This is a genomic window from Vibrio sp. 378, assembly GCF_033339435.1.
This window is the reverse complement of sequence record NZ_JAWOUO010000010.1, coordinates 60,454-83,989: the sequence shown is the minus strand read 5'-3', so window position 1 is coordinate 83,989 and position 23,536 is coordinate 60,454. Positions and strand designations below refer to the sequence as shown.

Genomic DNA, 23,536 nt, shown 5'->3' with positions numbered 1-23,536 from the left:
TTTTGGAGCGGCGATTGCCGCTCTTTTATTTTCCAGCTTAACCTTAATTTTTCTTCTCAATAAAACGGCTAATAGCAATAAAAATGAGACGTTGAAATAAAGTGTCGGTTTCTATCTCGCCATAAAATCTCTTTTATCCTTATTCGCTTATTTAAATGAGCCGTTATACCCAAGTGGCTTCGCTGAAACAAATATATCGATGTCACTTAGTTATAATAAATTAGACAGGACACAACATGGATACAGGAAAGATTAATATGCTTCTCTCTGAGCTAGGAGAAGTGCTGAACCTTGAGCGCGTGACAGCGTATGACGATCAAATGTGGTCACTGCATTTTGCTGAAAACAACAGTGTCGATGTTCTGCTCGTAGAGGAAAAAGGCGAGTTATTGATTTCCAAAAACCTGCTTATAGAACAAGATGATATTACGTTAGATAAACTTCAAGTTTTACTTGAATACAACTTTTTGTATCGAGAAACAGGTGGTGTGCAGTTTTGTGTGAATCCAACACGCAAAGACGTTGTTCTTCAAGTCGCTATCGCGGCTGGAAGTGAACTCACCAACATTGCTAACTTAATCATTCAGTTGAATGAATTAGTTGATACTTGGGTACAGTTATTTCAAAACAACACGGTTGTAGATTTTAGCCAAACAGACGTACACGCATTTATTCAAGTTTAAGGCATCACACATGGTCAATATTAATACATCGCACATGCACTCGTTGAGTCAGTTAACGTCACATTTGGCGACACAAAATCAAGCTGACGACAAAGAGGTTCGAGCACACAACGGCAAAGATATTTTTGTTAAAGAGGGTGCACCAAAAAATAAAAGTATCAGCGCGCGTATTAGCCACCAGAATAAAGCGAAAGATATTGTAGTGAACCTGCTTACTAAGCAGGGTATTCCTAAAGATGTTGCGAAGCTCATGCTGAAAAATGTGTTGAACGGTGAAAACAAGTTAACGCTTGGGAGCCTGAAAAATCTTGAGAGATTGTCGTCTGGTCCTAGCTCAAATTGGCCAACTGCACAAACGGCAGCCTCTTCTTCCAAAACCAATAAAGCTTCATCGAGTGTCGCGCTTATCAACGAACATAAAGCCAACCTTCAAAAGCTTGGTGATTTTGCCTGTACGGACTTAAATACGTTCGGTGTTAAGGGGTCACAGTTTTATGAAACAAAAGGAAAGCCACGACTAAAAGAGCTTCACGCGGATCAAGCGCGAATCATGCAAGATCACAGAGCGACGATGTCCGCAAACGGAGTTCAAGCTGCAGCACAAAGAGGAACCGCACCGCAATTAAGCACTCTACAGAACATTGCTAAGGCAGTACAAACCGCGAAAGCCGGCTGCTGTACTACATTTGCCTTTGCTGCCGCCGCTGAGATGATTCAAGGCATGTCAGGAACACCTGAAAGTGAACCCAAAGTAGAAGTGGTTGCGTTTAAAAAGGGTCATTCAGGTACACACCTTTATGTACTGGTTGGTCGACAAGAGGGGAGCGACATAAAAGATCCATCAACGTGGAGTAAGGATGTGAAAATTGTTGACCCGTGGGCGACATCTGCATTCGGTGCACCAATGTTTGGAGATGCACAACGACCACCTGTTTCGAATATGTTCCCGCCAACAGAAGTCATTTTTGATAGCCATAAACTGGGTTAGTCACTCTGCAAAAGAAGTGAGCAAATACACCATGCTAAGCATCTAACCTTTATTGAAAGAGCAGCTCTGAGCTGCTCTTTTTTATTACTCTGGCAACTCGTTTTTAGAGCGAGGTTTCTGCGGAAAACCTCACAATGAAGGCGAAAAAGTGACAAAAATAAAGCCATTACCGACATCGTTCAATCTGCAATCGTTGTTCAATAGAGTTATTGAAACAAAAGGAAAAAGTTATGAACACGATTCAACAACTGCTCTTGGAGTTTTGCCAACTCAATGAGTTGCCCGAACTGAATTTTGAAGAAAATGAACGTTGTCAGCTACTGGTCGATGATCGCTACATGTTGTATTTCATCGCGACAGATACGGATGATTTGATGTTGTCTGTAACGTTCGGAGGGTTAGAAAAATCCGGTGAACAACGACTAAAAGGTTTAGAGCTTCTTGCTCATGCTAACTATCAAGGAATAGGTAGTGGCAGCCTCGCACTTGCTTTGGCTCCAAACGGTCGACAGCTTGTCTTAGCAGGACGTAAACCCGTTGAGCATCTAAATACGACGAACCTTACCGCTTGGTTTCACGAAGTTATTGAACAGGCCGAGCTGTGGCAAGCGCGTTTCGCAATGTTGGATCAAGCGATTCCAACCACCTCTAATCATGAACAAGTTCATGTTCAATCACTTCGTGTGTAGGAGAGAAAAATGGTTAATACAACACAAAAAATCAGCCAAAGCCCAGTACCTGATCTAGAACAGTTTCGTGCAGTTGCTGCGCAAAAAGATGACCGAGTGATCAGTAAAAGAGGTGAAGTAAAAGAACCTTCCACATTCCACAAAGGTCATAAGTTTGCTTCTATTCACGAAGGCGTATTGAGAAGCAAATACACTAAGTTTTTCCAAGAAAACATCAAAACTCACCTTGATTTAAAGCAGGCGCTACTTAAGCAAGAAAAACCTGAGGTTGCGCTGTTGGCTTACTCCCTAGTGAGTCCTTCAGGCTATCGCGGTGAGCCACTTACTGAGCGTAAAATCTTAGAAGTTGTCAGCCTATTGGATGAAATAAAAGTGAGCAGCGATACGTACCAGCAGCTTAAAAATACGTTTGATTCGATCAGCAAAGATCCGCGTATGCAGGTGAGTTTAGAAGCCCAGTATCCAGGAAAAATGGATGGCTTCGCTGCTGAACTGCTACAGATGGGCAAAGAAAAGCTAAAAGGTTCTGGTGTTAACGCCGTTATTAACTTGGCATTACCTGGCGTTGGCTTATTGATTTCTACAGGTCGAGAGTTGCACAAAGCGGCCGTAAATGGTGATGCTGAGGCTTACCATCATCAGTTAGAACAAATTTCACAGCTGCCAGGGCGAGATCAACGTCTTTCTATGCCGATGCAGCAAACCTTGGCTCAAGGTCATGCGATACTGTCGGCTGAAGGTGGCATTGGAGCTACGTTAGGTATGGCGACGGGGAGCCTGGGCACGTTCGGTGTTAGCTCTGTAGCAACGGTGGGCGTCACACCGATAGCAAAAGAGGCAATCGGTTCTGCGGCAACGACTGCTATCATGAGCGGCGGTGGTTTTGTGGCGAACCAAGCTGGGGCATACGGGTTAAATACGGAAGTAAAAGAGCAACTTATGCAAGGTGAAATGTCTGGTGTTTTACCTAGACTTGAAGTTTCCAATGCAAAAGGAGACTTTACCTTCAGTATGCAAGATCCGGCTTCTGTCCGCGCATTAATGGCGTACCTTGGTCCTAAGGAGAATACTGCAATGACTTCTCCTCAAGCGCCTAAAGAGGCACAAGAGATGGAAGCCGCGCGATTAACACTGAAAAAGATGTTGGGTTCAGAGCCAAGTGAGCACTTGGTTCCTGACGTAGACTCTATCTTGAAGCTAAGCCCAGAGGATGCACCAAGTAAAACCGAGTCTATTGCTAACGGGGCGTTTAAAAAACTGTTAGGAGAAGATTGGGATTGGCTCATGCCAGCTGTTCGAGCGATTGATAAAGGGGAAGCAAGTAAAATAAACGAAAAGTTAACCTACAAGCTCCCCCTAGATGCAGCAAACGGACGAGTTTATCTTGATAAATGCCCAAACCTGAGTGACGTCCAGTTAGATGCGCTAGAAAAATTAGGCTCACCAAGTCAATTGCGATTGATGTACTTGGCAGAAGGCTGGGTGTAATTTCAAATGGTAAAGTAGGGAGTAGGTGCTGCTCCTTACTTTATCTACCGTCAGCGTTCCTTTTTGGGGCTGGCTCATCTCCATTGAATTTAATTTTTCGACTGAAGAAACAAACACACAAGTGTCAACGTTATACCAACCCAACCAATGAGAGAAATTTCTTCCCCAACAATCGCAACTGCTAGTGCTGCTGCGATAACAGGTTCAAATAGCGTGAGTATGCTAGCTCCACTGGCTGTAACAAACCGTAGCCCAAACCCAAAAGCGACGTAACCTAACCCCATTGGAATCAAGGCCATGTAGAGCATGACCGTCGTATTAGTTGATGATGCAAATAGATTATCGCCCGTGATGAAAAGTGTTGGTAGAAGCAAAACTCCACCAATACCAAAAACACTTCCCATGGCCGTTTGCGATTCAATGCCGTGGTCAATCATAGCCTTTACTCCCCATGAGTAGATGGCGTACGTCAGACCTGCCAATAGGCCAAGTAATACACCCCAATGCTTCATATCCTGATCAAATAAGCTATTTGCGGATGACTCAGAAGCCAGCAACAAGGTAATGCCAATGACCCCGATTGCGAAACTCATCATCCAGCGCTTGGTTATGGTCTGATTTCGGCTAAAGAGACACTCTAACAAAGCAGAAAAGAAAGGTGCAGTGGAGATAGAAACAACCGTACCAATAGCCACACCGGCGAATCGCATTGATGAATAAAAAGCCAGTGGGTAGGTGGCTAAGGCGATAATACTAACCAGTAACGTTTTCTTCTTATGTACGACTTTTCGAAAATCTCTCTTCAGTGACTTCGCAGACAGACATGCTTGCATAAATCCACCAATACCCATAGAAAATGCGCCAATGGCGAGAGCACTGACATCCGGTGCCAAGCTGGCAGCGGTGCCCGTCGTTCCCCACAGGGTTGAAGCAAAAAGTATGGATAAAGTTCCTAATTGATAGTCGGTGAAATGTTTTTTTAACACTGTAATTTCTACCTAGTGAATGGTTGTTTTAGGGTAGAAAGAATAAAAGAAAGCGATAGAGGTTTTTGTGCTGAAAAGACGGAATACTTGTTCCAGAAGACTATTTTAGTGACTATCGGGAAAACTCTCTAGGAGACATGCCAAAATGCATTGAAAACCGTCGACTAAACGCGGAAAGGTCACTATAGCCAACTCGTTCAGCTATCAACTGAACTGGAAGGTCTGTATGAGTCAGTAGTGCTTTGGCTTTTTCCATACGTTGTAGTGTAATGTACTTATGGACGCTCATTTTTAGCTGCTCTTTAAAAAGCTTTTTAAACTGCGTCGGACTCAAGCAAGCGGCATTCGCTAATGAGGCAATGGTGAGTGGCTGATCAAGCTGCTCGGCGATCACAGCCTGTACATCTCGAATACGCGAATCCACGGAGCGAGACCGCTTTTGCTGCTCCAGCAACAGATAGAAGGTTGCAACCATTGAGTTTTCAATTTCATCATTAACCTGATACTCAAGTTGCTTTTCGACAAACTGGATAAAGCTCAGTAGAGGCGGGCTAATCGAAAACACAGCCACACTACTATCCATCAAATGAGTGGGCAAAGTGGTCATATCCGCAACAATAAAGCGTGATGACTCTTCGGCATTAAAACCGTGAGCACAACTTTTGGGGATGACTATGCAGTCGCCAACCGCCACCTTTCCGACATAACTATCCATATCAATCTGTATGTTGCCCTGGAGAGGAAGCACGAGTTGATGATAATCACTATGAGTATGTCGGCTCATACGTTTCGTGTAGGAGCGAATGCTTAAGCTAGATTTCATAAAAACAACATACAGTTAAAGGATACCGCATTATAGCGTGGAAAGTATCGAGGTTGAAAGCTGGTCAGTTGTAAGCCCAGATCTTGAGTGGGATGTGGTTTGTTAGTCCGCCTCGGATTCTAACGAGGCCAACCAACGAAGTACTTCGGCGGTTGCTTCAATAAGATCACTTGGGATGTACTGGTCGACGTTGCCGTCCGCGTATAGTGCACGAGCAAGAGGGACTTTTTGCATCACAGGCACACCTTCCTCTTTGGCGATTGCGACCATACGTTTGGCTACCGCATCGGTTTCCATCAAAGTGATGACGGGCAGGGGCGTTTCGCCTTTCTTGTAATAAAGGCCAACCGCGATATGTGTTGGGTTTGTAACTAATACATTAGAACGTTTAACGTTTTCGCGTTGATTGGAGGCTTGTAGCTCTTGGTGCAACTGACGACGTTTGCTTTTTATTTCTGGACTGCCTTCCATCTCTTTGTATTCGCGTTTCACTTCGTCCTTGCTCATTTTGAGCTTTTTCGTGTGATCAAATTTCTGGTACGCAAAATCTGCGGCAGCGATGACGATGAAGCCTACCGAAGAGATAATCATTAATTGTTTAATCATGACGCCAGTAATGGTCGGGACACATTCTAGCCCACAAGTTGGAATTTGCATTAAAGCGTTGATGTTACCGCGTAATGTCACCCAGATAATGCAGGAAAGAAGAGAGACTTTAAGGATCGACTTGATAAACTCAATCACACTCTTGAGGGAAAAAATGCGTTTGGCCCCTTCGACGGGATTGATCTTTTTGATGTCGGGTTTAACGGACTCACCACTAAATAGGAATCCGAACTGCCCCATATTGGAAAAGATGGCGACGAGTGCAGCAACCAGAATAATCGGAGCGAGTAGATAGGCAATTTCTTTTGCGATGGCGATAGCGACATCGACTAGCGCATCTTGGAAACCCTGATAAGCAAGCTTACTTGGTAGGAGAATAAGCGCTGAGATGTGCGACATGTAATAATCGGCGAACGCAAACAGTACAATTATGAGCGCCAAAATTAATGCAGACGATACGATTTCTTGGCTTTTGGCAACCTGACCTTTCTGTCGAGCATCGCGTAACTTTTTTGCGGTGGGTTGCTCTGTTTTTTCTGCACTCATAAAGAATCCTAAGCGTTATTGCCAAATGGTATTGAGTTGTTCTGCGAATCGGGTAATGCCGTAAAACTGTACTTCAAAGTGATCCATCATTATTCCGAGATACACGATCAGTAAAACACTCGCGATGGCACTTTTTATTGGCATGGCAAGGAAAAAAACATTCAATTGCGGTGCAAAACGACTGATAAGCGCCAGACCAAACTCAGCAAGAAACATTGCCAACACTAGTGGAGCGGACATCAACACACCAAGCCACATAAGCTGTTCAAATTGCGCGTAGAAGAAGCTCACCCATGCGTCGCTAACGGTTGGGAAAAAGTCCACGATCGGCCAAGATGTATAGCTTTTGAATAACGCATAGATAAAAGTGACAAAGCCCCCGCCAGAGAAGAACAGGGTAATCAACGTTTGGGTCAGTAATACCGCTGTTGGTGTGGATTGTGAGCCTAGCGTTGGGTTAAACATACTCGCCATGGCAGCCCCACGTTGGTTGTCGACCAGAAAGCCGGCCGCTTCTATCGCCCAAAAGGGGATAGCAGCAACAAACCCTATCAATAGCCCAATTAATACCTCCTTACCCAAAATCATTATCAGCCAAATGCCGTCGGTTTCTGCGGGCAAGCTTTGCTGATTAATCATCGGAAATATAAACAGTGCGAGTGAGCAAAGCACACCATTTCTCACCATGGTGCCGCCTAACATTTGCTTGCTCAAAATAGGCAAAAAGATGAAGCATGCCATTAACCTAGGTAACGTCAGGCTGTACAAAAATAAAGCCTGGTGTAAGTCGTGATAACTCATCGTATTTGAGGAATTTTATCCATAGCAAGCGAGGCGAAGGCGTGGAGCTCTGCCCCTAGCCATTGCGTTGTGACGAACAGCGTAATAATGACCGCGATAAGCTTGACCACAAAGCCTAACGTTTGTTCTTGGACCTGAGTTAACGCCTGAATAAGCGACACCAATGTACCAACCAATGCTGCGACTAAAATCGGCGGTAATGACAAGTACAACACTAGGGTTAATGCTTGAGTCGTGAAATGAATGATTTCAGCAGAATGCATACTTTCTCCGTGATTAACCGTAACTCAACACTAAGCCGTGGGTGAGCTTTGTCCAGCCGTCAAGCAAGACAAAAAGCAACAATTTGAAGGGGAGGGAAATCGTCATTGGCGATACCATCATCATCCCCATCGCGAGTAGGATATTCGACACAATTAGGTCAATAGCGATGAACGGTAAGTACAACAGAAAGCCAATTTCAAAAGCGCGAGTAAGCTCGCTGACGGTAAATGCGGGCAGTAAGAGCAATAAGCTGTCCGACTCTAAACGGTCTACGTACTTCTGTGGCCACAATGTGCGTGCAGCATCAGTGAAGAATATGGCTTCGGTTTCCCGAATATGCTTTTTCAAAAATTCTCGATAAGGCTGTAAACCGCTTTCAATGAGGCCTTCTACACTTGCAGAATCTTCAAGGGAGATATCATGCTGCTTTACGTAGTCGTAGGTTTCAAACCCGACGGGAGCCATGATGAAAATTGACAGAATGATAGCCAATCCGTAAAGCGCCATATTCGGCGGAATTTGCTGTACACCGAGAGCGTTACGCAACAGTGAGAATACAACGGCGAGTTTCACAAACGACGTCGCCATCATGGCGATAAATGGGATCAGTGCCAGCAGTGCTAAGCTGACAATGAGATTGAGCTCGTCGGGTAACTGGATCATGCTGGCTCCTGCGTGCCACCGAACAGCTCCAGTACGCGCACACCTAAATGTTCGTTAACATTAACCAGTTCACACTCACCAATGATTTTGCCGTTGGCACGCAATGTTACCGGCTTAGATACAGGCTGGTTTAGCTCGAATACGTACCCTGGCTGAAGCTGGTTAAGCTGCTCTAGCGTGATGGTTTGATGGCCGATATCAAACGTGAGTTCCACAGGCAGTTGCTGGTGGTCGGTTAACATTTCTGAAGTGTTTACGTCATTCATATTGGTTTCTTTTTCAATAATGTGAAGAGTTTGGTCATCTAGCTGGCAGCGCCAGAGATTCTGGTTAGATACTTGAAAAATGGCTTGTTGCTTGGCGATGTAACCATCGTCAAAAAAGATGACATCTCCCAGCTCGAGCGAATTAAATTCGCTTAACGTCAAATGGGTCCTTCCAAGACTTAACCACACAGGTAAAGCGAGGTGTCGAGCTTGTAGAGCAGCGCTGTTTGGTAGCGCATCCAACAACACGTCTGATCCTTCGCTAACCCACAAACAAAGAGAGCCGTTAGGCTTATTGAGGGTTAACATTAAAGTATGCTCTTGGGCCTGGCTCGCCTCTAACGGCTGTAGTTGACTAAGAATGGGTAACTGACCAAATAGCGCTTTGATTGCCTCACTATGCGGTTCTATCTGTGAGCTCAAAAGTGCTAACTGGAGGGAGTTAGGCAGGGACTCAAACGCAGTAGCATTTAAGGTCGATTTCAGCCAATGTTGGAGCTGCGCACGAGAAAAGTCTACTTGTAGGGTTTGCCCTCCAATCAACGTGGTTAAACGGAACCCTTCAAATGAAGGGATTTGAGCAACAGTAATCGATACGCTCTGACCATCAGTCCCTTGGAAGTGGCACTGTTTTGCACAAAGTTGATTGCTGAGCGCGATACTTTCTGCATCCACTTTGGGTATTATTAACGGCGTCATAGGTCATTCTCCGCTTGCCATTCTTCATACACGCTGCGTTGTTGGCGTGAGTGTTGTTGTTCATGTTGTTGTTGATCGAGCTGTTGAGTTTGTTCGCTGATCGCTAAGCGAAGTGGCTGCTCACCGCCGAATCGGTTTAGCCGTTCAGCAAGATCTTGTCTAGCTTGCTGGCTAATAATGGAAAGGGCATGCTCTTGTCGAATCGTCACGCTATACCCTTGAGCGTCCAACTTTATGTGGATTTCACCACCTTTTAATTGCCCTTCACTTAGAAACAGCCGAACCTCTTTGTTGTCCGATGCGGTTGGTAGAGCAACATAGATTTTGTCCACCAATTGCTGGAGTAATTGGTTTACGTCTCGCGTTGGGCTTGGTTGAGCCTGCGAAGCAACACTTTTTAGGATGACATCGCCTTGTGTTACCGCACTTGCAAAGGGTTGAGAAGGCACTTTTTCTTCATCCGTTTTAACGGCGACTAGTGCGCTTTTCGTCACGATTTTTTCAAGAGGCTTGGTTTCAGGCAGGCCACCAGTTTGGTCTGGTCGTTTGCCTGTATTCTGTAGCGGCGGAGTTGCACGCTTATTGTGCGTTTTTTCAGTTTGCTTTTTCGTTAAGCCAACAATGTTAATCCCATATTGAGCGAGCTCTGTCTCTGTCGCACTTTGGGGAAGCAAGCCAGATTCAAGCGTAGAGAGACAATCCGGCGAGGTATGTTTATCCATCGGCGTCGGTTTATCATCTTTCAAATGAGCTTGAGCTTGAAAGTGAGGATCAACACGCTCGGTAGAAGGGGAGCTTAGAACTGTGTCGCCATCGCTTTTTCCATCATTTTTAAGCAATTTATTGTTTTCGCTAATTATTTCTTCGCTATTTGCTGCGTCGTCTTGCGGTTTCTCTATATCTCTCTTAGTGACGACGTCACTTTTACCTTTTAAAGTGGAGGTGTTTTTGTCAGCGTTTGCTTCTTGGTTCGATGAGTTAGGTTTCTTATCTAGACCTTGAGATGTCTTATGCCTTAGCGGTATGTCTTCTTCGCCAGTATGATTTTTTTGGGGATTCGCAACGATAGACTCCTTTCCCTTGCTAGGCTTCTTCCTCATTGCATGCTCGAATTGTGATTGAAGCTCGGCCTCCTTCTCGAGAGGCACTTGTTCCGGCGTTGATTTGTGCAGCGTATTCGATGTTTCAGTTGTTGGGGTAATGCGCATAGTGAACCTTTAGATAATGTCGACAGTGCGAAACTCTTCCTGTTCGAGTTCTTCTTGGTATTGCCTTTCTCGCGATTTTTCCGCGACTTCTTGTTGCTGCAACTGAACGAATTTTTCTTTGGTTTTATGGGCTTGTCGCGCCTCTTTTTGCTTTTCTTTAAGTGCCGAGCGTTCGATTTCAAGCGCTTTTTTTGACTCGGCCACACGTTGTTTAAGTTCGGCTTCTCTCTCTCTTAACAACGCGATTTCTTGTCTTAATGTTTCCAGCTCTTTAAGAACGAGCGTTTGTTGTTTTGCTTTAGCAAAACGTCGCTCTTCTTCTTCCTGGCGCCAAACGTGATAGTCCGCGACAGAACGTTCGGCCTTTTGAACCTGTGCTGCGGCGTTTGACACTCGGTATTCTTGACGCTTGACGGCTTTATCCGCACGGTCAGCGCGAATTTTTTTGATTTCTAATAAGCGTTCTATCATTGTTTCGCCATCCCTTTAAGTTGAGTGATAGCGCCATCAAGATCGCTTGGTTCATGAGTGCCTTGGCGTAAAAAGGCGCGTATATCATCACTTTGTGCAATGGCCATATCCGCTCGGCTATCTGCGCCATGTTGGTATTCGCCAATTTTGATTAGCAGTTCAACTTCTTCATACTTAGCTAACATTTCGCGAATATGAGCAGCAGACGCCTGATGATCGGATTCAACGATTTGATTCATCACTCGGCTTGCTGAGCGAAGTACATCAATGGCGGGATAATGGTTCATTGCCGCAAGTTTGCGCGAGAGAATGATGTGCCCGTCTAGAATTGAGCGAGTTTCATCCGCGACAGGCTCTGTCATGTCGTCACCTTCCACCAACACGGTGTACAGTGCTGTAATTGATCCTTTGTCTGACTGTCCAGCTCGTTCCATCAGCTTTGGCAAAGCGGCAAAAACGGAAGGCGGATAGCCACGTCGTGTTGGTGGCTCGCCTGCGGCTAGTCCAATCTCCCTCTGTGCGCGGGCGAAACGCGTTACAGAATCCATCAGCAGTAGCACGCGTTTACCTTGGTCACGAAAATATTCTGCGATAGAAGTGGCAACAAAAGCGGCTTTGGCGCGCTCCATTGCTGGGCGATCAGAGGTAGCGACCACTAAAACCGATTTGGCCATTCCTTCTTCGCCTAGGTCATGCTCAATAAACTCGCGCACTTCGCGTCCGCGTTCACCAATTAAGGCGAGAACGGTCACGTCAACTTCTGCGGAGCGAATCAGTTTTGCCAGTAGGGTACTTTTACCCCCGCCAGCCGCTGCAAAAATACCCATGCGCTGACCTTCACCACAGGTCAGTAGCCCATCAATGGATCGAACGCCAAGAGAGATTGGCTTTTCAATTAGTTTACGTTGCATTGGTGGTGGCGCATCGCGATAAACAGGATACCAAGCACTTGGTTCCTGACTCTGCGTACCATCGAAAGGACGTCCAAGCCCGTCAAGCGTTGTACCTAACAGGTGGTCGCCAACACCCACTTCGTGCATTTTGCCCATTGGGCTTACTTCTGTATTTGAGGAAATCCCAAACATATTTCCTAACGGGGTGAGCAAAGCGTGATGCTGCTGGAAGCCAACCACTTCCGCTAACAAAGACAGAGTTTGATCGGGATTGCGCAACTCACACAGTTCACCTACACGAACGCCAGGGACGACAGCTTTGATAATGGTGCCGGTGACTTGTGTAACGCGCCCGCGAATTTGGATCAAACGCGTGTGTTTAATCGCAGATTGTTGGATATCAGTGATGTATGAGAAATCGTTCAAGGTAAAAATATGCGCAATGATTGATGCTGAGAGGATAGAAAGTATAAGAATCAATTTATAGTGAATATCAGTCGGGAGTTTTTAGAAAACTGAAAGCGCACTAAAAAAACACGTCTGATTTTGACAGCTTCAACAAAGCGCACTTTCTATAATTCGCCTGTATTGTGCGGAAGGAGTGCAAGTGAATGAGTATTATCAACAATCATATCGCAACAAATCCAAAGTTTGATGCGTCTATCCAAAACGGGTTGGAATCGTCTCGCCCCGACGTTTCACAAAAAGGCAATTATCGCGGTGAAACCGTCCGTGTTCACAATGCTACACAATCACTTTTTGATGCGATGGAAGAACTCACTTCACTCGGTTCCGAAAAAGCAGAGAAAGATCTGACTAAGCGCAAAGTGAAAGACAGTGGTGTTCGAGTTAATGAAGCACATGAACTCGTTTCGGACTATTTAAGAAAAGTCCCTGATCTTGAAAAGAATCAAAAGATCAAAGATTTGGCTACAAAAATGGCGGGAGGAAATATCTCGACCATCGCGCAATTACAAGCCTACTTGAATGGGTTTTCCGAGGAGAAAAGCCATCAATACCTCGCGCTAAAAGCCGTTAAAAAGTTTTTGAGTGCGAGTCCAGAAAGTAAACACCTACTAGCGCTGATTGACCAAGCACTTCTAAGAATCGAGCAAAACCCAGATACATGGTCTCAAATTGATACGGAAATCCGTGTCTCAAATTTTGCTGATGAATATAGCCAAGAGCAAGAGTTTAGCTCTTTGCATCAGCTGCGCGGCTTCTACCGCGATACCGTTCATAGTTATCAAGGGCTCGGCGCTGCTTATCAAGATGTGGTGGCGCGCTTTGGTGAGCAGGAGGTATCGACCGCTGTTGACTTTATGCTGCAAGGCATGAGTGCAGATCTTAGTGTTCAAGGTAGCAGTATCGATTCGGTTAAGTTGCAGTGGTTGATGTCCGATATGCAAAAACTCAAAACTCTAAATACGTTGCAAGATCGTGTGAGTCAGCTGTTCCAAATGTTTAAACCGGAAAGGACGAATTATGGCTTATCAAGTTTCTAATTTGATGGCTGATGTGATTGCGTTGGTAGAGCAGCGATGGGTAAGCAGTGATGAGATATGGAAAGTCGCCAACGCAATGGAATTGACGGCGGTAGAACAAAAAATCGATTTTTTTCGAGAGTTCCATAAGTTAGTTCGCGCAATCCCAATTGACGTATTCGCCGATGAAGAACAACGACAGAATTTAATCCAAGCGGTACAAAAGGCGCTAGACGAAGCCATTGATATAGAAGAAGAGGAAGCGTGGGAAGATGAGTTGGATTGATGCATCCGTCGATGAATTTTGCCGAGGAATGGGGCTCGATGCCGTCGATTTCTCATCAGCTGGACGGGTGCAGCTGGATTTTGAGCAAAGTGGTACGCTGCATATTGAGCGACAGGGTGAGCAGTTATTCTTGATGTTGTCTCGAGCGTTATCTTGGCATCAAACCAGTGACATTATTCAAAGTGCACTGTGTTTGTGTCATGCCGATCAAGGCTGGCCTTTCGAAATTAAAACCGGCTTGTTAGATGAACAAACTCTGGTTTTTTCAGCAAGGCTAAAAGGAGAAGAAGTAACACTTCCGACCTTAGAGCAAGCGTTTACGCTTTTGGCTCGTCTACATAACGATGTGGCAGGCTCATGACTCGAGTCAGCACTTTAAACGTAGGCATCGAAGCCTTTACGCATGTTACTCATAGTGAAGTTAAGGCCGATTTCCCAGAGCGATTTCAATTGCTTCCTGATGGTCAGGCGGTCGCTACACATTTAGAGAAGCTCTATGACCTCCGGCCTTCAGACCAATATCTCATCGCGTTAACTAAGCCCAAGCTGCTGCACTCAGAGTTGTTGCGTCCAGAAAAATACCGTCAACAATTTGATGAAACGTTAGCTCAGCTGCAAGTTCTTGCACAGGATTCAGGCTCCGCTTCTTTTATCAAAGCATCTGAAACGCTACAAAGTACACAACTTGATCAGCGTTACCTCACTATGGCGCTCAATCTCCTTATCCAGGTCTAACCAACATGTTGAGATCCAAAGACATTGAACTCTTACTTGTTCACGCTGCGCTACAAGTTCAATACCAAAAGCCAGAGCATGCCATTTCTATTCTCGATGCGGTTCTAGAAATAGAACCGCAGCACAAAGAGGCGATGCAAACACTTGCTGTGGCGTGTTTACAAAGTGGTCGATATACCCGGGCGATTGAGGTGTGTGAGCACTTATTAAAATCCGACCTTCATCCTGACTCGGCAGGACTCTGGTTTTGTTTAAGCCAAGCGCGTTGGAAACAAAATGACGTCGATGGGGCACGCCAAGCGCACCGACGCTATCTGCAATCTTTAAATAGTGAATCACATGAATAAGTTGATCGATATTCTAAACAAAGTAGGGCAACGCAAAGACATCATGCTTGCGGTGATGTTACTCGCGATCGTCTTTATGATGATATTGCCACTTCCTACCGCACTGGTGGATGTACTGATTGGCACCAACATGAGCATTGCGGTGGTGCTGCTTATGTTAGCGATTTACATCACCACGCCACTTGAGTTCTCTGCATTTCCTGCGGTGCTATTGATCACGACATTGTTTCGTCTGTCTTTATCTATCACGACAACCCGCTTGATCTTGCTACAAGGCGATGCTGGTCAAATCGTTTATACATTCGGTAACTTCGTTGTGGGCGGTAACTTAGTGGTCGGTATTGTTGTGTTCCTGATCATTACCATTGTTCAGTTTATGGTGATCACCAAAGGCTCAGAGAGGGTAGCAGAAGTTAGTGCGCGCTTCTCACTCGATGCGATGCCTGGTAAGCAGATGAGTATTGACGGTGACATGCGTGCCGGAGTAATTGACGTACACGAAGCTAGGCACCGACGATCACTGATTGAAAAAGAAAGCCAAATGTATGGCTCGATGGATGGCGCGATGAAGTTCGTTAAAGGCGACTCCATTGCGGGTCTGGTCATCATTGTGGTCAACATCTTAGGTGGCGTCACGATCGGGGTAACGCAAAAAGGCATGAGTGCTTCTGAAGCACTTGAATTGTTTGCGATTTTGACCGTTGGTGATGGTTTGGTATCGCAGATCCCGGCACTCTTTATCGCGATTACCGCCGGTATTATCGTGACGCGTGTTTCTCATGAAGACTCTTCTGATCTTGGATCGGATATTGGTGGGCAGGTGATTGCTCAGCCACGAGCACTTCTTATTGGTGGTGTGCTTTTGGTGCTGTTCGCACTCATCCCTGGGTTTCCAAAAATCACTTTTCTGGTCTTGGCCGCCGTGGTTGGTGGTGGTGGTTTCTTCCTTTTCTATCAACAGAAAAAACAAGCGGAATCAGATAGCACCGACTTATCAAGCTTTGTTTCGCAAGGGGCCGGTTCGCCAGCAGCGAAGCCAAGCAAACCTACGCCTTCTAGAAACAGTAAAGGTAAGTTAGGTGAGCAAGAAGAGTTCGCCATGACGGTCCCGCTGTTGATTGATCTTGACGCGAGCCTTCAGGAAAGCTTGGAAGCGGTCGCATTAAATGAAGAGCTAGCAAGGGTGAGGCGCGCACTATATCTCGACCTCGGCGTGCCTTTCCCGGGTATCCACCTGCGTTTTAACGAGGGGATGCAAAATGGCGAATATTTAATTCAGTTACAAGAAGTTCCGGTTGCACGAGGACGAATTGTAAAAGACCAACTCTTGGTGACAGAAGGGAATGAGCAGATCGACTTATTAGGCGTGCCTTATGAGCAAGATGAAGATTTTCTACCCGGTATTTCTAGCATTTGGGTGGCACAGAGTTATGAGCAAAAACTCGTAGCCAGTCATGTCGGTTTTCTCACACCCGACAGGATTTTAACGTACCACTTGTCTCATGTTCTTAAGGAGTACGCACAAGACTTTATTGGTATTCAGGAGACGCGTTATCTGTTGGAGCAGATGGAAGGCAGTTATTCGGAGCTCGTTAAAGAGGCCCAGCGTATTGTTCCGTTGCAAAAAATGACGGAAATCTTGCAACGCTTGGTTTCTGAAGACATTTCTATCCGAAACCTTCGCGTGATCTTGGAAGCGATGGTTGAGTGGGGCCAAAAAGAGAAAGATGTTGTACAGCTGACGGAGTACATTCGTTCTAGCTTAAAACGTTACATTTGCTACAAATACGCGAGCGGACAAAACATGTTGCCCGCTTACTTATTGGATCAAAATCTCGAAGACACGATACGCAGCGGTATTCGTCAAACCTCAGCAGGGAGTTACTTGGCGTTAGATCCGTCAGTAACGCAACAATTTGTCAGTGATGTGAAACAGACCATTGGTGACTTAAGCCGCATGCCGAACAAACCTGTGCTAGTTGTGTCTATGGATGTACGCCGATATGTGCGAAAGCTTATTGAATCGGAATACTACGATCTGCCCGTTTTGTCATTTCAAGAACTAACCCAGCAAATCAATATTCAGCCACTTGGAAGGGTGGGGATGTAATGAAAACAAAACTAATACTCTCGCTGGCGCAAGCGGGGATCGAAGTGACGCCATACTTTTGGCAACAAAGTGAAATTCAACTTGGTTATCGAATTGAAGTTGAAGGCTTAGAGCTCGTTTTTCGGGTGGAGGACGGTGAAATCATCATCGTTCTTCTGAAACGCGTTCGTCCAAAATTGGGGTTGAGTAACCCCTTTGCCGGCTTATTTCTCTTGGCTGAACATGCCATTCAACTTTATCCCTCCGATTGGGTCATTCGCGGCAATGTCGATGTGTTACGTGGTAGCAACATGAGCAGCCAGCGATTGGCACAATTCTATCTAAAAGCATGCGGTGCAAGCCATGATGAGCTAGACGACTGGTACTGTTTACGCCTAGCAGATTATAGACCTTTGAAAAAGTTGAAAAAGTAAAAACTCACGACTGTTACTGACAGCACCGATGAGATGACCCGCTTTAAGATAGGAATCAAGATGAAGCAACCGTTTACCGATGCGATTGAGAACGCTGAGCTTGCCATTAGAAAAGCTGAAGACAGAACCGATATTTTTAACGAGCTATTGGAAGGCTTAGGTGTTGGTCCTGTTGCGGGTGATGTTTTACTTGGCGGCATAAAAGCACCAGTAGATACCATGAAACGTGCAGAGCAAGAGCTAATAGACGAAGTCCAACGCCGCCGGCAACAACAAAATCAGCTACAAGGTACGTCAGGTAAACGCAGAAAGCGTCCCACAGTGATGCGCGGCATGATGATTTAGAGGTTTGGAAATGACGAATATGAAAACGACTGGCTCTACGACAGGAGCAACAGACACAGCTGCGAGTAGTGCACCATTACCCACTTTCCAACAAAACTTGATAGAGGCATTTACCCCTGTACTGGGTGAAGCAGAGACTCAGCAACTTGCCTCGATAATCTCTTCATTGCCAACTATCTCGGGACAAACGGAATTACAAAGCATCGCGCTTTATGTTGATACGCTTGAAAACCTAAAAGCGAAAAATAACGCGTTTGCTGGTATATCATTGACCGACACCGCATCTGTTTGGCTAAAGTCGCTACAAAGTGCTAACTCAGATGGCGAATTAACCGCAGCCGAGTTTAATGCTCAAACAAACCAAACGCTATCAAATCAGTTTCAGGCTTGGTTTAGTAAGTTACTGACGGAAAACGTAGATAGCTCGTTATCTACTGAGTTTGTTAGTCAATTTAATCTGGGCACTCAGAGTAACCAAGCGGAGCAGATCGCCAGCCTCTCCGAGACAGGTCTGGCTAATGCCACCAAAGAAATTTCTCTTTTTGTTGCAGAGCTTGCTAATCAAATGGGCTCCCGTGAAGTGAGAGATGCTTCTATTTCTTTTCTTCGCAATGCCTTTAGTAGCTTAGGTTCCGTTAATCTCGCGCAACTGAAGAGCTCGGATTTTCTGTTGACTAAAGAGAGTTTCGCTCTTCAAGTCTCAGCTCAATTAAAAAGTAGTTTTCAAGGCATCGGTATTACTTTAAGCACCGATGACGCAAGTGCGCTAGCTAGCAGAATTACCTGGACTCCTGGTATTTCTAAACAGCAGCTTAAAGAAGCGTTAGATGAAATGGCCGCTCAAGTGAAAGGCCAATATAGCGCAGCTTATGGTGAGGCGAGTGGAACGAACAATCTAAAAGCAGCACTTAACACTGTTATTGGTGGAACTGAGCCTTTGACTCTTTCTAGTCTGTTCGCCAACTTCGCGGTGAGTTTAACAAATATAGAAATCGACGACTTTTACCAGGACAGCGCGATAGCCGATGTCCAAAAGACACAGATAACGGCAGCTCAAGTTAATTTGATCAAAGAAAACACCGAACGAGATATCCGATTACAGTTTGAAAAAATAGTAAAAGGTGAATCTACCGGGGCTTCATTTACTGAGCGATACGAGGCATTGCGCAAGAACTTAGGGGCATTGAAAGAGCGTCTACTCAATATCACCGATAAAGAGAAAGCGGATCGCGAGGTGAGAGCAGAGCACTCTCTAACGGCTCGTGATTTGTTGGCCGTTGTTGAGTCCAGCATTGGAGACCGTTTTGATGAGCAAGTGCTGCTTGCGCTAAATGAGCGTCGTGTTAACCGTTTAGAGAAACGTAATGACCAGAAAGAGGCATTAGAGGATCTCACAATACAGCTTAAAGTTTTTGGTGTTGTGCAATCAAAAATTCACTCTACGCAAAGTGTTGATGGGGTTTATAAACCGGGATATCCAGAAAGTAACTTCAAAGCGAGTGACTTTAACTACAGCAATCAAACGGATTTTGAAGCTTCACCTGAGTACAAGTATTTGACGGATAATAAAATAACAAACCATCGAGACTTCCTTCAAACACAAGGTATTACTATCGGTGATGGTGCGTCGTACCAAGACGAAGAGAAGTCGAAAAAACTGTCTAATTTTTCTAGTTCTGTCAGTGCTAAATCCAAGTTGCTTAACGATGAAGTGCAAATCAAAACCACTGAGCTGAACGACACCAGTTCTCAATACAACTCGACCGTTGAAGCGATGAACAAGTTTGTTCAGAAGTACCACAGTATTTTACAAGAAATCCTACGAGCCATTTAAGGATAACCAACCATGACTAAAACAAACGCGACCGATCCATCTCAAATGCAAGCAGAAGAACTGCTGTCTTTTTTGGAAGAGGGAGGCACGTTAAAAATGTTGCACGATGTGTCTCAGGACACCATCGAACATATTTATGCCGTAGGTTACAACTTTTTCCAATCGGGAAAGATTGAGCAAGCAGCGAAAGTATTTCAATTACTCAGCATGCTTGATCATTATCAGGCGCGATTTTTCATTGGCCTTGGCGCGGCTCGTCAGGAGTTGGGTGAGTATCTGCAGGCAATAGACGCCTACAGCTACGCAGCGCTAGTGGACGTAAATGATCCACGCCCACCTTTTCACTCTGCTGAATGTCACCTGAAACTGGAACAACTGACAGAAGCAGAGAGTGGGTTTTACAGCGCGAAGGAGATGTCTGCCGGAAAATCACAATATGCAGATTTGCATGAGCGTGCAGGCATCATGTTAGAAGCGGTGAGAAATAAAAAGGAGTAATTAGACTATGAGTTCTATTGCACTTGACCGCATCCAGACACAGGTTTATAGCCCTGAATCTGGCCAAGCCACGTTAGATAACGTGCAGAAAACGGCGTCTACAGCGACGCCTTCTGTGACGGTAGAAAACGTGAAGAGTAAAGATGCAGATGTACTGAACACCGGAAAAGTAAAAGTTCAGTTAGATGCACCTAACGCAGCTGTTAGTGACAAAGTGAATGATTTGACGCTAAAAGCCATGGCACAGCTGCAAAAGATCGTCGATACCATTGCAAAATCTCTCCATGCAGTTGCAGACCAAACAGGTTCGATTGCCGTCAAAATCATCGCAGGATCTGCTGATGATTTTGAAGTAGAGCTTGCTGCTATCACGGATAAACTGAAAAGTGCTCAAAACGAGCTGAAAATTCAGGAAGTGAAGGTCGCAAAAGCTAAGCACGAAAAAGAGATGGTGGAAAACCAAGACAAAATCAAAGAATCGGAAGCCGCTGCAAAAGAAGCCCAAAAATCAGGCTTAGCAGCGAAGATCTTTGGTTGGATCAGTGCGGTGGTTTCTATTGTTGTTGGTGCCGTAATGGTGGCAACGGGTGTTGGTGCAGCAGCCGGTGCACTTATGATCGCTGGTGGCGTCATGGGAGCAGTGAGCATGGCGTTGCAAGAGCCAGCCGTTCAAGATGCGCTAAAAGAAGCGGGCGTAAATGTCGATGTGCTAAACAAAGTCGTAATGGCATTAGAAATCGCCGTCGCGGTTATCGGAGCTGTTGTGACGTTTGGTGGTGCAGCTGCTGGCGGTATCGCGAAACTTGCAGCAAAAGGTGCTGGTAAGGTAGCTCAAAAGGTCACGGAAATCGCTACGAAAGCCGCTGCAAACATGGCGAAAGTGGCGGATATGGGCACAAAAGCTGCGACAACAACAGCGAAAGCGATTCGTTATGGCGCAGAAACCGTCGATCTTGCCGTCAACGTGGGTAAAGGCGCAACGGACAGTGTCCATGCTGCTAACAATGCTCACGTGACAGAGATTCAGGCTGATATCACAGACCTTCGAGCCAAAATGACGTTAAGCCAGGCTGTCATTGATAAGCTCAAAGAAGAGATTGGTAAGTTGATGGAAGACTTCCAAGAGCTGATGAGTCTCATCATGCAAATGATTCAAGCGAAAAGTGAAACTATGCAAACGGTGTTAAGCCGTCCTGCAACGGTATAAGGAGTTTATTATGCTAGATAAAGTAGGCGGAACGGGTCGTGGTGAACTATACGGTTTAGGCGACACCATTAAAACCAACAAAGCAGAAAAAGCGCCGGAAACAAAGCTTGAAGCGGGCGCCGTTAAAAGCCAAAGTGAGTCAGGTGTTTCTGGTGCAGCACGCTACCAGTTAGAGACACCTAAAGCTCCTACAGTGAGTAACCAAGCTCAAGTTGTTGCAAACCTAATGAGCGCTCTTGCACCGACGGTGAGCTCATTAATGAGCACAACGATGAAAGCGCTTAACGGTGAGGAGGTGATCAAGTCACCATCAGATGCGGTATCACAATCGTTGACGCTATTAACATTGTTGTATCAAGTATCAAAGCTGAGCCGTGAGCAGCAAGTGCTACAACGTGAAATTGCTGTTGAAGCAAACGTCGCGAGTTTAGAAAGCCAAGCGGCAGAACTAAACAACTCGGCAAGCGCGATGATCGCGATGGCAGTCGTTTCGGGTGTACTAGCGGGTGCTACCGCAATTATTGGTGCCCTTGGTTCTTTCAAAGCAGGGAAAGAAATCAAGAATGAAATGGCGAGCAATAATGTACTTAAAACGCAAAAAGCTGGCTTCGATCAAGCAGAAGAGTTATTAAATAACAATAGCTTGTCTAAAACGCAGCAAGATCAGGTTAAGCGTGCGCACTCACTAGCGAAAGACAATATCGCAGACACGACAGCGCAGCTGACAAGTGGTGGCCGTAAGTTCGATAAGTTGATGAGCTCAAACCAAGCGAAGAACGCGATTCTTCAAGCTTTGGGCCAGATGGCAAACTCAGCATCGAATGTAGAGCAAACCAAAGCGCAAGCGCGCAGCAAAGATGATGAAGTACAAGCGACTCGCGCACAAGCAGCCAAACAGAAAGCCGATGAAAACATTGGTTTCCAAGAAGGCTTATTGAAAGAGCTACGTGACTTGTTCCGATCTATCTCAGATAGCCAGAACCAAGCGTGGCGAGCATCAGTCCCAACGGTGTAACCATCCGTTTCACTAACTACAAAGCGTTGTTTATACAACGCTTTTTTTATGGGATTCAAGTCTAAATGCTATTTATCAGTAGGTTAAGTTGATAAAAAAGTATATATCTATAAATCAACCTCCAAGGATGAGAACTTAAACGTTATCAAATTGTTAACGATTGCTATACTTAAACGGTCATCAACACAAGTAAAAGGGATGTTCAATGTTTAAGTTTAAGCAAATCGCACTTGCGGCTTCTTTGGCTGCACTCACAACAGGCTTTTCTGCGTCTGCGGAGGAAACGTTTGTCACGATTGGTACCGGTGGCGTAACAGGGGTTTATTATCCGACTGGTGGCGCTATTTGTCGCTTGGTTAACAAATCGCGAGAAGATCACGGTATCCGTTGTTCGGTAGAAAGTACTGGGGGATCGATTTATAACATCAACACTATTCGTGCTGGTGAATTGGACCTCGGTATCGCGCAATCAGACTGGCAGTATCATGCTTACAAAGGAACCAGTAAGTTTGAAGAAAGCGGGCCTTTTAAAGAGCTACGCGCCGTATTCTCCGTTCATCCAGAACCGTTTACTGTCGTTGCACGTAAAGACGCGAACATCAAAACTTTTGATGATTTGAAAGGTAAGCGCGTTAACATTGGTAATCCTGGTTCTGGTCAGCGAGGTACTATGGAAGTGCTAATGAACCAGTATGGTTGGAGTAACGACGACTTTAAGCTTGTCTCTGAGTTAAAAGCAGCAGAGCAATCAAAAGCACTTTGTGATAACAAAATTGATGCGATGATTTATACCGTTGGTCACCCAAGTGGAGCGATTAAAGAAGCCACTACGTCGTGTGATAGTAATATCGTAACGGTAGCTGGACCTAATGTAGAAAAACTGGTTGCAGACAACAGCTTCTATCGTGTCGCAAATGTCCCGGGTGGTATGTATCGTGGCACAGATAGTGATGTTCAAACCTTTGGTGTGGGCGCGACGTTTGTTTCTTCTACTGCGGTACCAGAAGATGTGGTTTATAACGTGGTTAAAGCGGTATTTGAAAACTTCGATGATTTCCGCCGTCTCCACCCAGCGTTTGCAAACTTGAAGAAAGAGGAAATGGTAAAAGACGGTTTATCTGCGCCTCTTCACCCAGGAGCGCTCAAATACTACAAAGAAGTAGGGCTGATTAAGTAAGCGTTACTTTC

General features: G+C 45.4%; 27 protein-coding genes. 17 read left to right on the top strand and 10 right to left on the bottom strand.

Annotation, left to right across the window (positions count from 1 at the left end):
- Window positions 1-236 precede the first annotated feature (236 nt).
- The 4 genes from R7Q48_RS17895 to R7Q48_RS17880 all read left to right on the top strand — a co-directional run bounded on the left by R7Q48_RS17895 (window position 237) and on the right by R7Q48_RS17880 (window position 3,848).
- Window positions 237-683, top strand: a complete 447-nt coding sequence (locus tag R7Q48_RS17895) for a type III secretion system chaperone (protein ID WP_054576980.1) — start codon at window positions 237-239, stop codon at window positions 681-683.
- Window positions 684-693: 10 nt separating this feature from the next.
- Entirely contained in the window at window positions 694-1,671 is a 978-nt protein-coding gene (gene vopR / locus R7Q48_RS17890) for a type III secretion system effector VopR (protein WP_054579503.1), read from the top strand.
- A 230-nt stretch (window positions 1,672-1,901) separates the two neighbouring features.
- Window positions 1,902-2,360: a CesT family type III secretion system chaperone gene (locus R7Q48_RS17885; protein ID WP_318132397.1), complete on the top strand. Its 459-nt coding sequence runs from the start codon at window positions 1,902-1,904 to the stop codon at window positions 2,358-2,360.
- A 9-nt stretch (window positions 2,361-2,369) separates the two neighbouring features.
- Complete coding sequence (locus tag R7Q48_RS17880) at window positions 2,370-3,848, top strand: cation transporter (protein ID WP_104979257.1); 1,479 nt, start codon at window positions 2,370-2,372, stop codon at window positions 3,846-3,848.
- Between the two features lie 89 nt (window positions 3,849-3,937).
- Here R7Q48_RS17880 and R7Q48_RS17875 read toward each other — a convergent pair whose 3' ends face one another.
- The 10 genes from R7Q48_RS17875 to vscN all read right to left on the bottom strand — a co-directional run bounded on the left by R7Q48_RS17875 (window position 3,938) and on the right by vscN (window position 12,500).
- Complete coding sequence (locus R7Q48_RS17875; RefSeq protein WP_411979276.1) at window positions 3,938-4,840, bottom strand: DMT family transporter; 903 nt, start codon at window positions 4,838-4,840, stop codon at window positions 3,938-3,940.
- A 106-nt stretch (window positions 4,841-4,946) separates the two neighbouring features.
- Window positions 4,947-5,657 carry a helix-turn-helix domain-containing protein gene (locus R7Q48_RS17870; RefSeq protein WP_239945629.1) on the bottom strand — a complete coding sequence of 237 codons (711 nt, stop codon included), beginning with the start codon at window positions 5,655-5,657 and terminating at the stop codon, window positions 4,947-4,949.
- A 102-nt stretch (window positions 5,658-5,759) separates the two neighbouring features.
- Window positions 5,760-6,809 carry a SctU family type III secretion system export apparatus subunit VscU gene (vscU, locus tag R7Q48_RS17865; RefSeq protein WP_005387129.1) on the bottom strand — a complete coding sequence of 350 codons (1,050 nt, stop codon included), beginning with the start codon at window positions 6,807-6,809 and terminating at the stop codon, window positions 5,760-5,762.
- 15 nt (window positions 6,810-6,824) lie between these two features.
- A complete protein-coding gene (sctT, locus tag R7Q48_RS17860; RefSeq protein ID WP_031778955.1) occupies window positions 6,825-7,610 on the bottom strand; it encodes a type III secretion system export apparatus subunit SctT in 786 nt (261 codons plus the stop codon).
- Window positions 7,607-7,873: a SctS family type III secretion system export apparatus subunit VscS gene (vscS, locus tag R7Q48_RS17855; RefSeq protein WP_005377227.1), complete on the bottom strand. Its 267-nt coding sequence runs from the start codon at window positions 7,871-7,873 to the stop codon at window positions 7,607-7,609. The genes sctT and vscS overlap by 4 nt, the downstream gene beginning before the upstream one ends.
- A gap of 13 nt (window positions 7,874-7,886) precedes the next feature.
- Window positions 7,887-8,537 (bottom strand): SctR family type III secretion system export apparatus subunit VscR, encoded by a 651-nt coding sequence (gene vscR, locus R7Q48_RS17850; RefSeq protein WP_005377232.1) that lies wholly within the window; start codon window positions 8,535-8,537, stop codon window positions 7,887-7,889.
- The gene (gene vscQ, locus R7Q48_RS17845) at window positions 8,534-9,502 is read right to left on the bottom strand and encodes a SctQ family type III secretion system cytoplasmic ring protein VscQ (protein ID WP_025768125.1); all 969 of its coding nucleotides are present in this window, start codon (window positions 9,500-9,502) and stop codon (window positions 8,534-8,536) included. Before vscQ ends, vscR begins: the two co-directional genes overlap by 4 nt.
- Window positions 9,499-10,710 carry a type III secretion system needle length determinant gene (locus tag R7Q48_RS17840; RefSeq protein ID WP_256903287.1) on the bottom strand — a complete coding sequence of 404 codons (1,212 nt, stop codon included), beginning with the start codon at window positions 10,708-10,710 and terminating at the stop codon, window positions 9,499-9,501. The genes vscQ and R7Q48_RS17840 overlap by 4 nt, the downstream gene beginning before the upstream one ends.
- 9 nt (window positions 10,711-10,719) lie before the next feature.
- Window positions 10,720-11,181 (bottom strand): type III secretion protein, encoded by a 462-nt coding sequence (locus R7Q48_RS17835; protein WP_005377236.1) that lies wholly within the window; start codon window positions 11,179-11,181, stop codon window positions 10,720-10,722.
- Window positions 11,178-12,500, bottom strand: a complete 1,323-nt coding sequence (gene vscN / locus R7Q48_RS17830; RefSeq protein ID WP_256903289.1) for a SctN family type III secretion system ATPase VscN — start codon at window positions 12,498-12,500, stop codon at window positions 11,178-11,180. Before vscN ends, R7Q48_RS17835 begins: the two co-directional genes overlap by 4 nt.
- Window positions 12,501-12,685: 185 nt before the next feature.
- Between vscN and sctW the strand changes: the two genes are divergently transcribed.
- The 13 genes from sctW to R7Q48_RS17765 all read left to right on the top strand — a co-directional run bounded on the left by sctW (window position 12,686) and on the right by R7Q48_RS17765 (window position 23,525).
- Window positions 12,686-13,579 (top strand): type III secretion system gatekeeper subunit SctW, encoded by an 894-nt coding sequence (gene sctW, locus R7Q48_RS17825; RefSeq protein ID WP_017821331.1) that lies wholly within the window; start codon window positions 12,686-12,688, stop codon window positions 13,577-13,579.
- Window positions 13,560-13,844 carry a TyeA family type III secretion system gatekeeper subunit gene (locus R7Q48_RS17820; protein WP_005377239.1) on the top strand — a complete coding sequence of 95 codons (285 nt, stop codon included), beginning with the start codon at window positions 13,560-13,562 and terminating at the stop codon, window positions 13,842-13,844. The genes sctW and R7Q48_RS17820 overlap by 20 nt, the downstream gene beginning before the upstream one ends.
- Window positions 13,831-14,205, top strand: a complete 375-nt coding sequence (gene sycN, locus R7Q48_RS17815; RefSeq protein WP_005377240.1) for a type III secretion chaperone SycN — start codon at window positions 13,831-13,833, stop codon at window positions 14,203-14,205. The genes R7Q48_RS17820 and sycN overlap by 14 nt, the downstream gene beginning before the upstream one ends.
- Entirely contained in the window at window positions 14,202-14,579 is a 378-nt protein-coding gene (gene vscX, locus R7Q48_RS17810) for a type III secretion system protein VscX (protein ID WP_005377246.1), read from the top strand. Before sycN ends, vscX begins: the two co-directional genes overlap by 4 nt.
- A 5-nt stretch (window positions 14,580-14,584) precedes the next feature.
- A complete protein-coding gene (gene vscY, locus R7Q48_RS17805; RefSeq protein ID WP_005377248.1) occupies window positions 14,585-14,926 on the top strand; it encodes a type III secretion system chaperone VscY in 342 nt (113 codons plus the stop codon).
- A complete protein-coding gene (gene vcrD, locus R7Q48_RS17800) occupies window positions 14,910-17,036 on the top strand; it encodes a SctV family type III secretion system export apparatus subunit VcrD (protein ID WP_086013006.1) in 2,127 nt (708 codons plus the stop codon). The genes vscY and vcrD overlap by 17 nt, the downstream gene beginning before the upstream one ends.
- Window positions 17,036-17,449 (top strand): LcrR family type III secretion system chaperone, encoded by a 414-nt coding sequence (locus R7Q48_RS17795; protein ID WP_053304394.1) that lies wholly within the window; start codon window positions 17,036-17,038, stop codon window positions 17,447-17,449. Before vcrD ends, R7Q48_RS17795 begins: the two co-directional genes overlap by 1 nt.
- Before the next feature lie 60 nt (window positions 17,450-17,509).
- Window positions 17,510-17,794 (top strand): LcrG family type III secretion system chaperone, encoded by a 285-nt coding sequence (locus tag R7Q48_RS17790; RefSeq protein ID WP_005395092.1) that lies wholly within the window; start codon window positions 17,510-17,512, stop codon window positions 17,792-17,794.
- 10 nt (window positions 17,795-17,804) lie between these two features.
- Window positions 17,805-19,628: a virulence-associated V antigen gene (locus tag R7Q48_RS17785; RefSeq protein WP_318132395.1), complete on the top strand. Its 1,824-nt coding sequence runs from the start codon at window positions 17,805-17,807 to the stop codon at window positions 19,626-19,628.
- Window positions 19,629-19,640: 12 nt separating this feature from the next.
- Complete coding sequence (gene vcrH / locus R7Q48_RS17780; protein WP_005377258.1) at window positions 19,641-20,126, top strand: SycD/LcrH family type III secretion system chaperone VcrH; 486 nt, start codon at window positions 19,641-19,643, stop codon at window positions 20,124-20,126.
- 7 nt (window positions 20,127-20,133) lie between these two features.
- On the top strand, window positions 20,134-21,333 hold the full coding sequence (gene vopB / locus R7Q48_RS17775; protein WP_005377260.1) for a type III secretion system translocon subunit VopB: 1,200 nt from the start codon (window positions 20,134-20,136) through the stop codon (window positions 21,331-21,333).
- A 10-nt stretch (window positions 21,334-21,343) separates the two neighbouring features.
- Window positions 21,344-22,348, top strand: coding sequence for a type III secretion system translocon subunit VopD (vopD, locus tag R7Q48_RS17770; protein ID WP_005377262.1), 1,005 nt, complete (start codon window positions 21,344-21,346; stop codon window positions 22,346-22,348).
- Window positions 22,349-22,553: 205 nt separating this feature from the next.
- Complete coding sequence (locus R7Q48_RS17765; protein ID WP_005388171.1) at window positions 22,554-23,525, top strand: TAXI family TRAP transporter solute-binding subunit; 972 nt, start codon at window positions 22,554-22,556, stop codon at window positions 23,523-23,525.
- The last annotated feature ends 11 nt before the right edge of the window (window positions 23,526-23,536 follow it).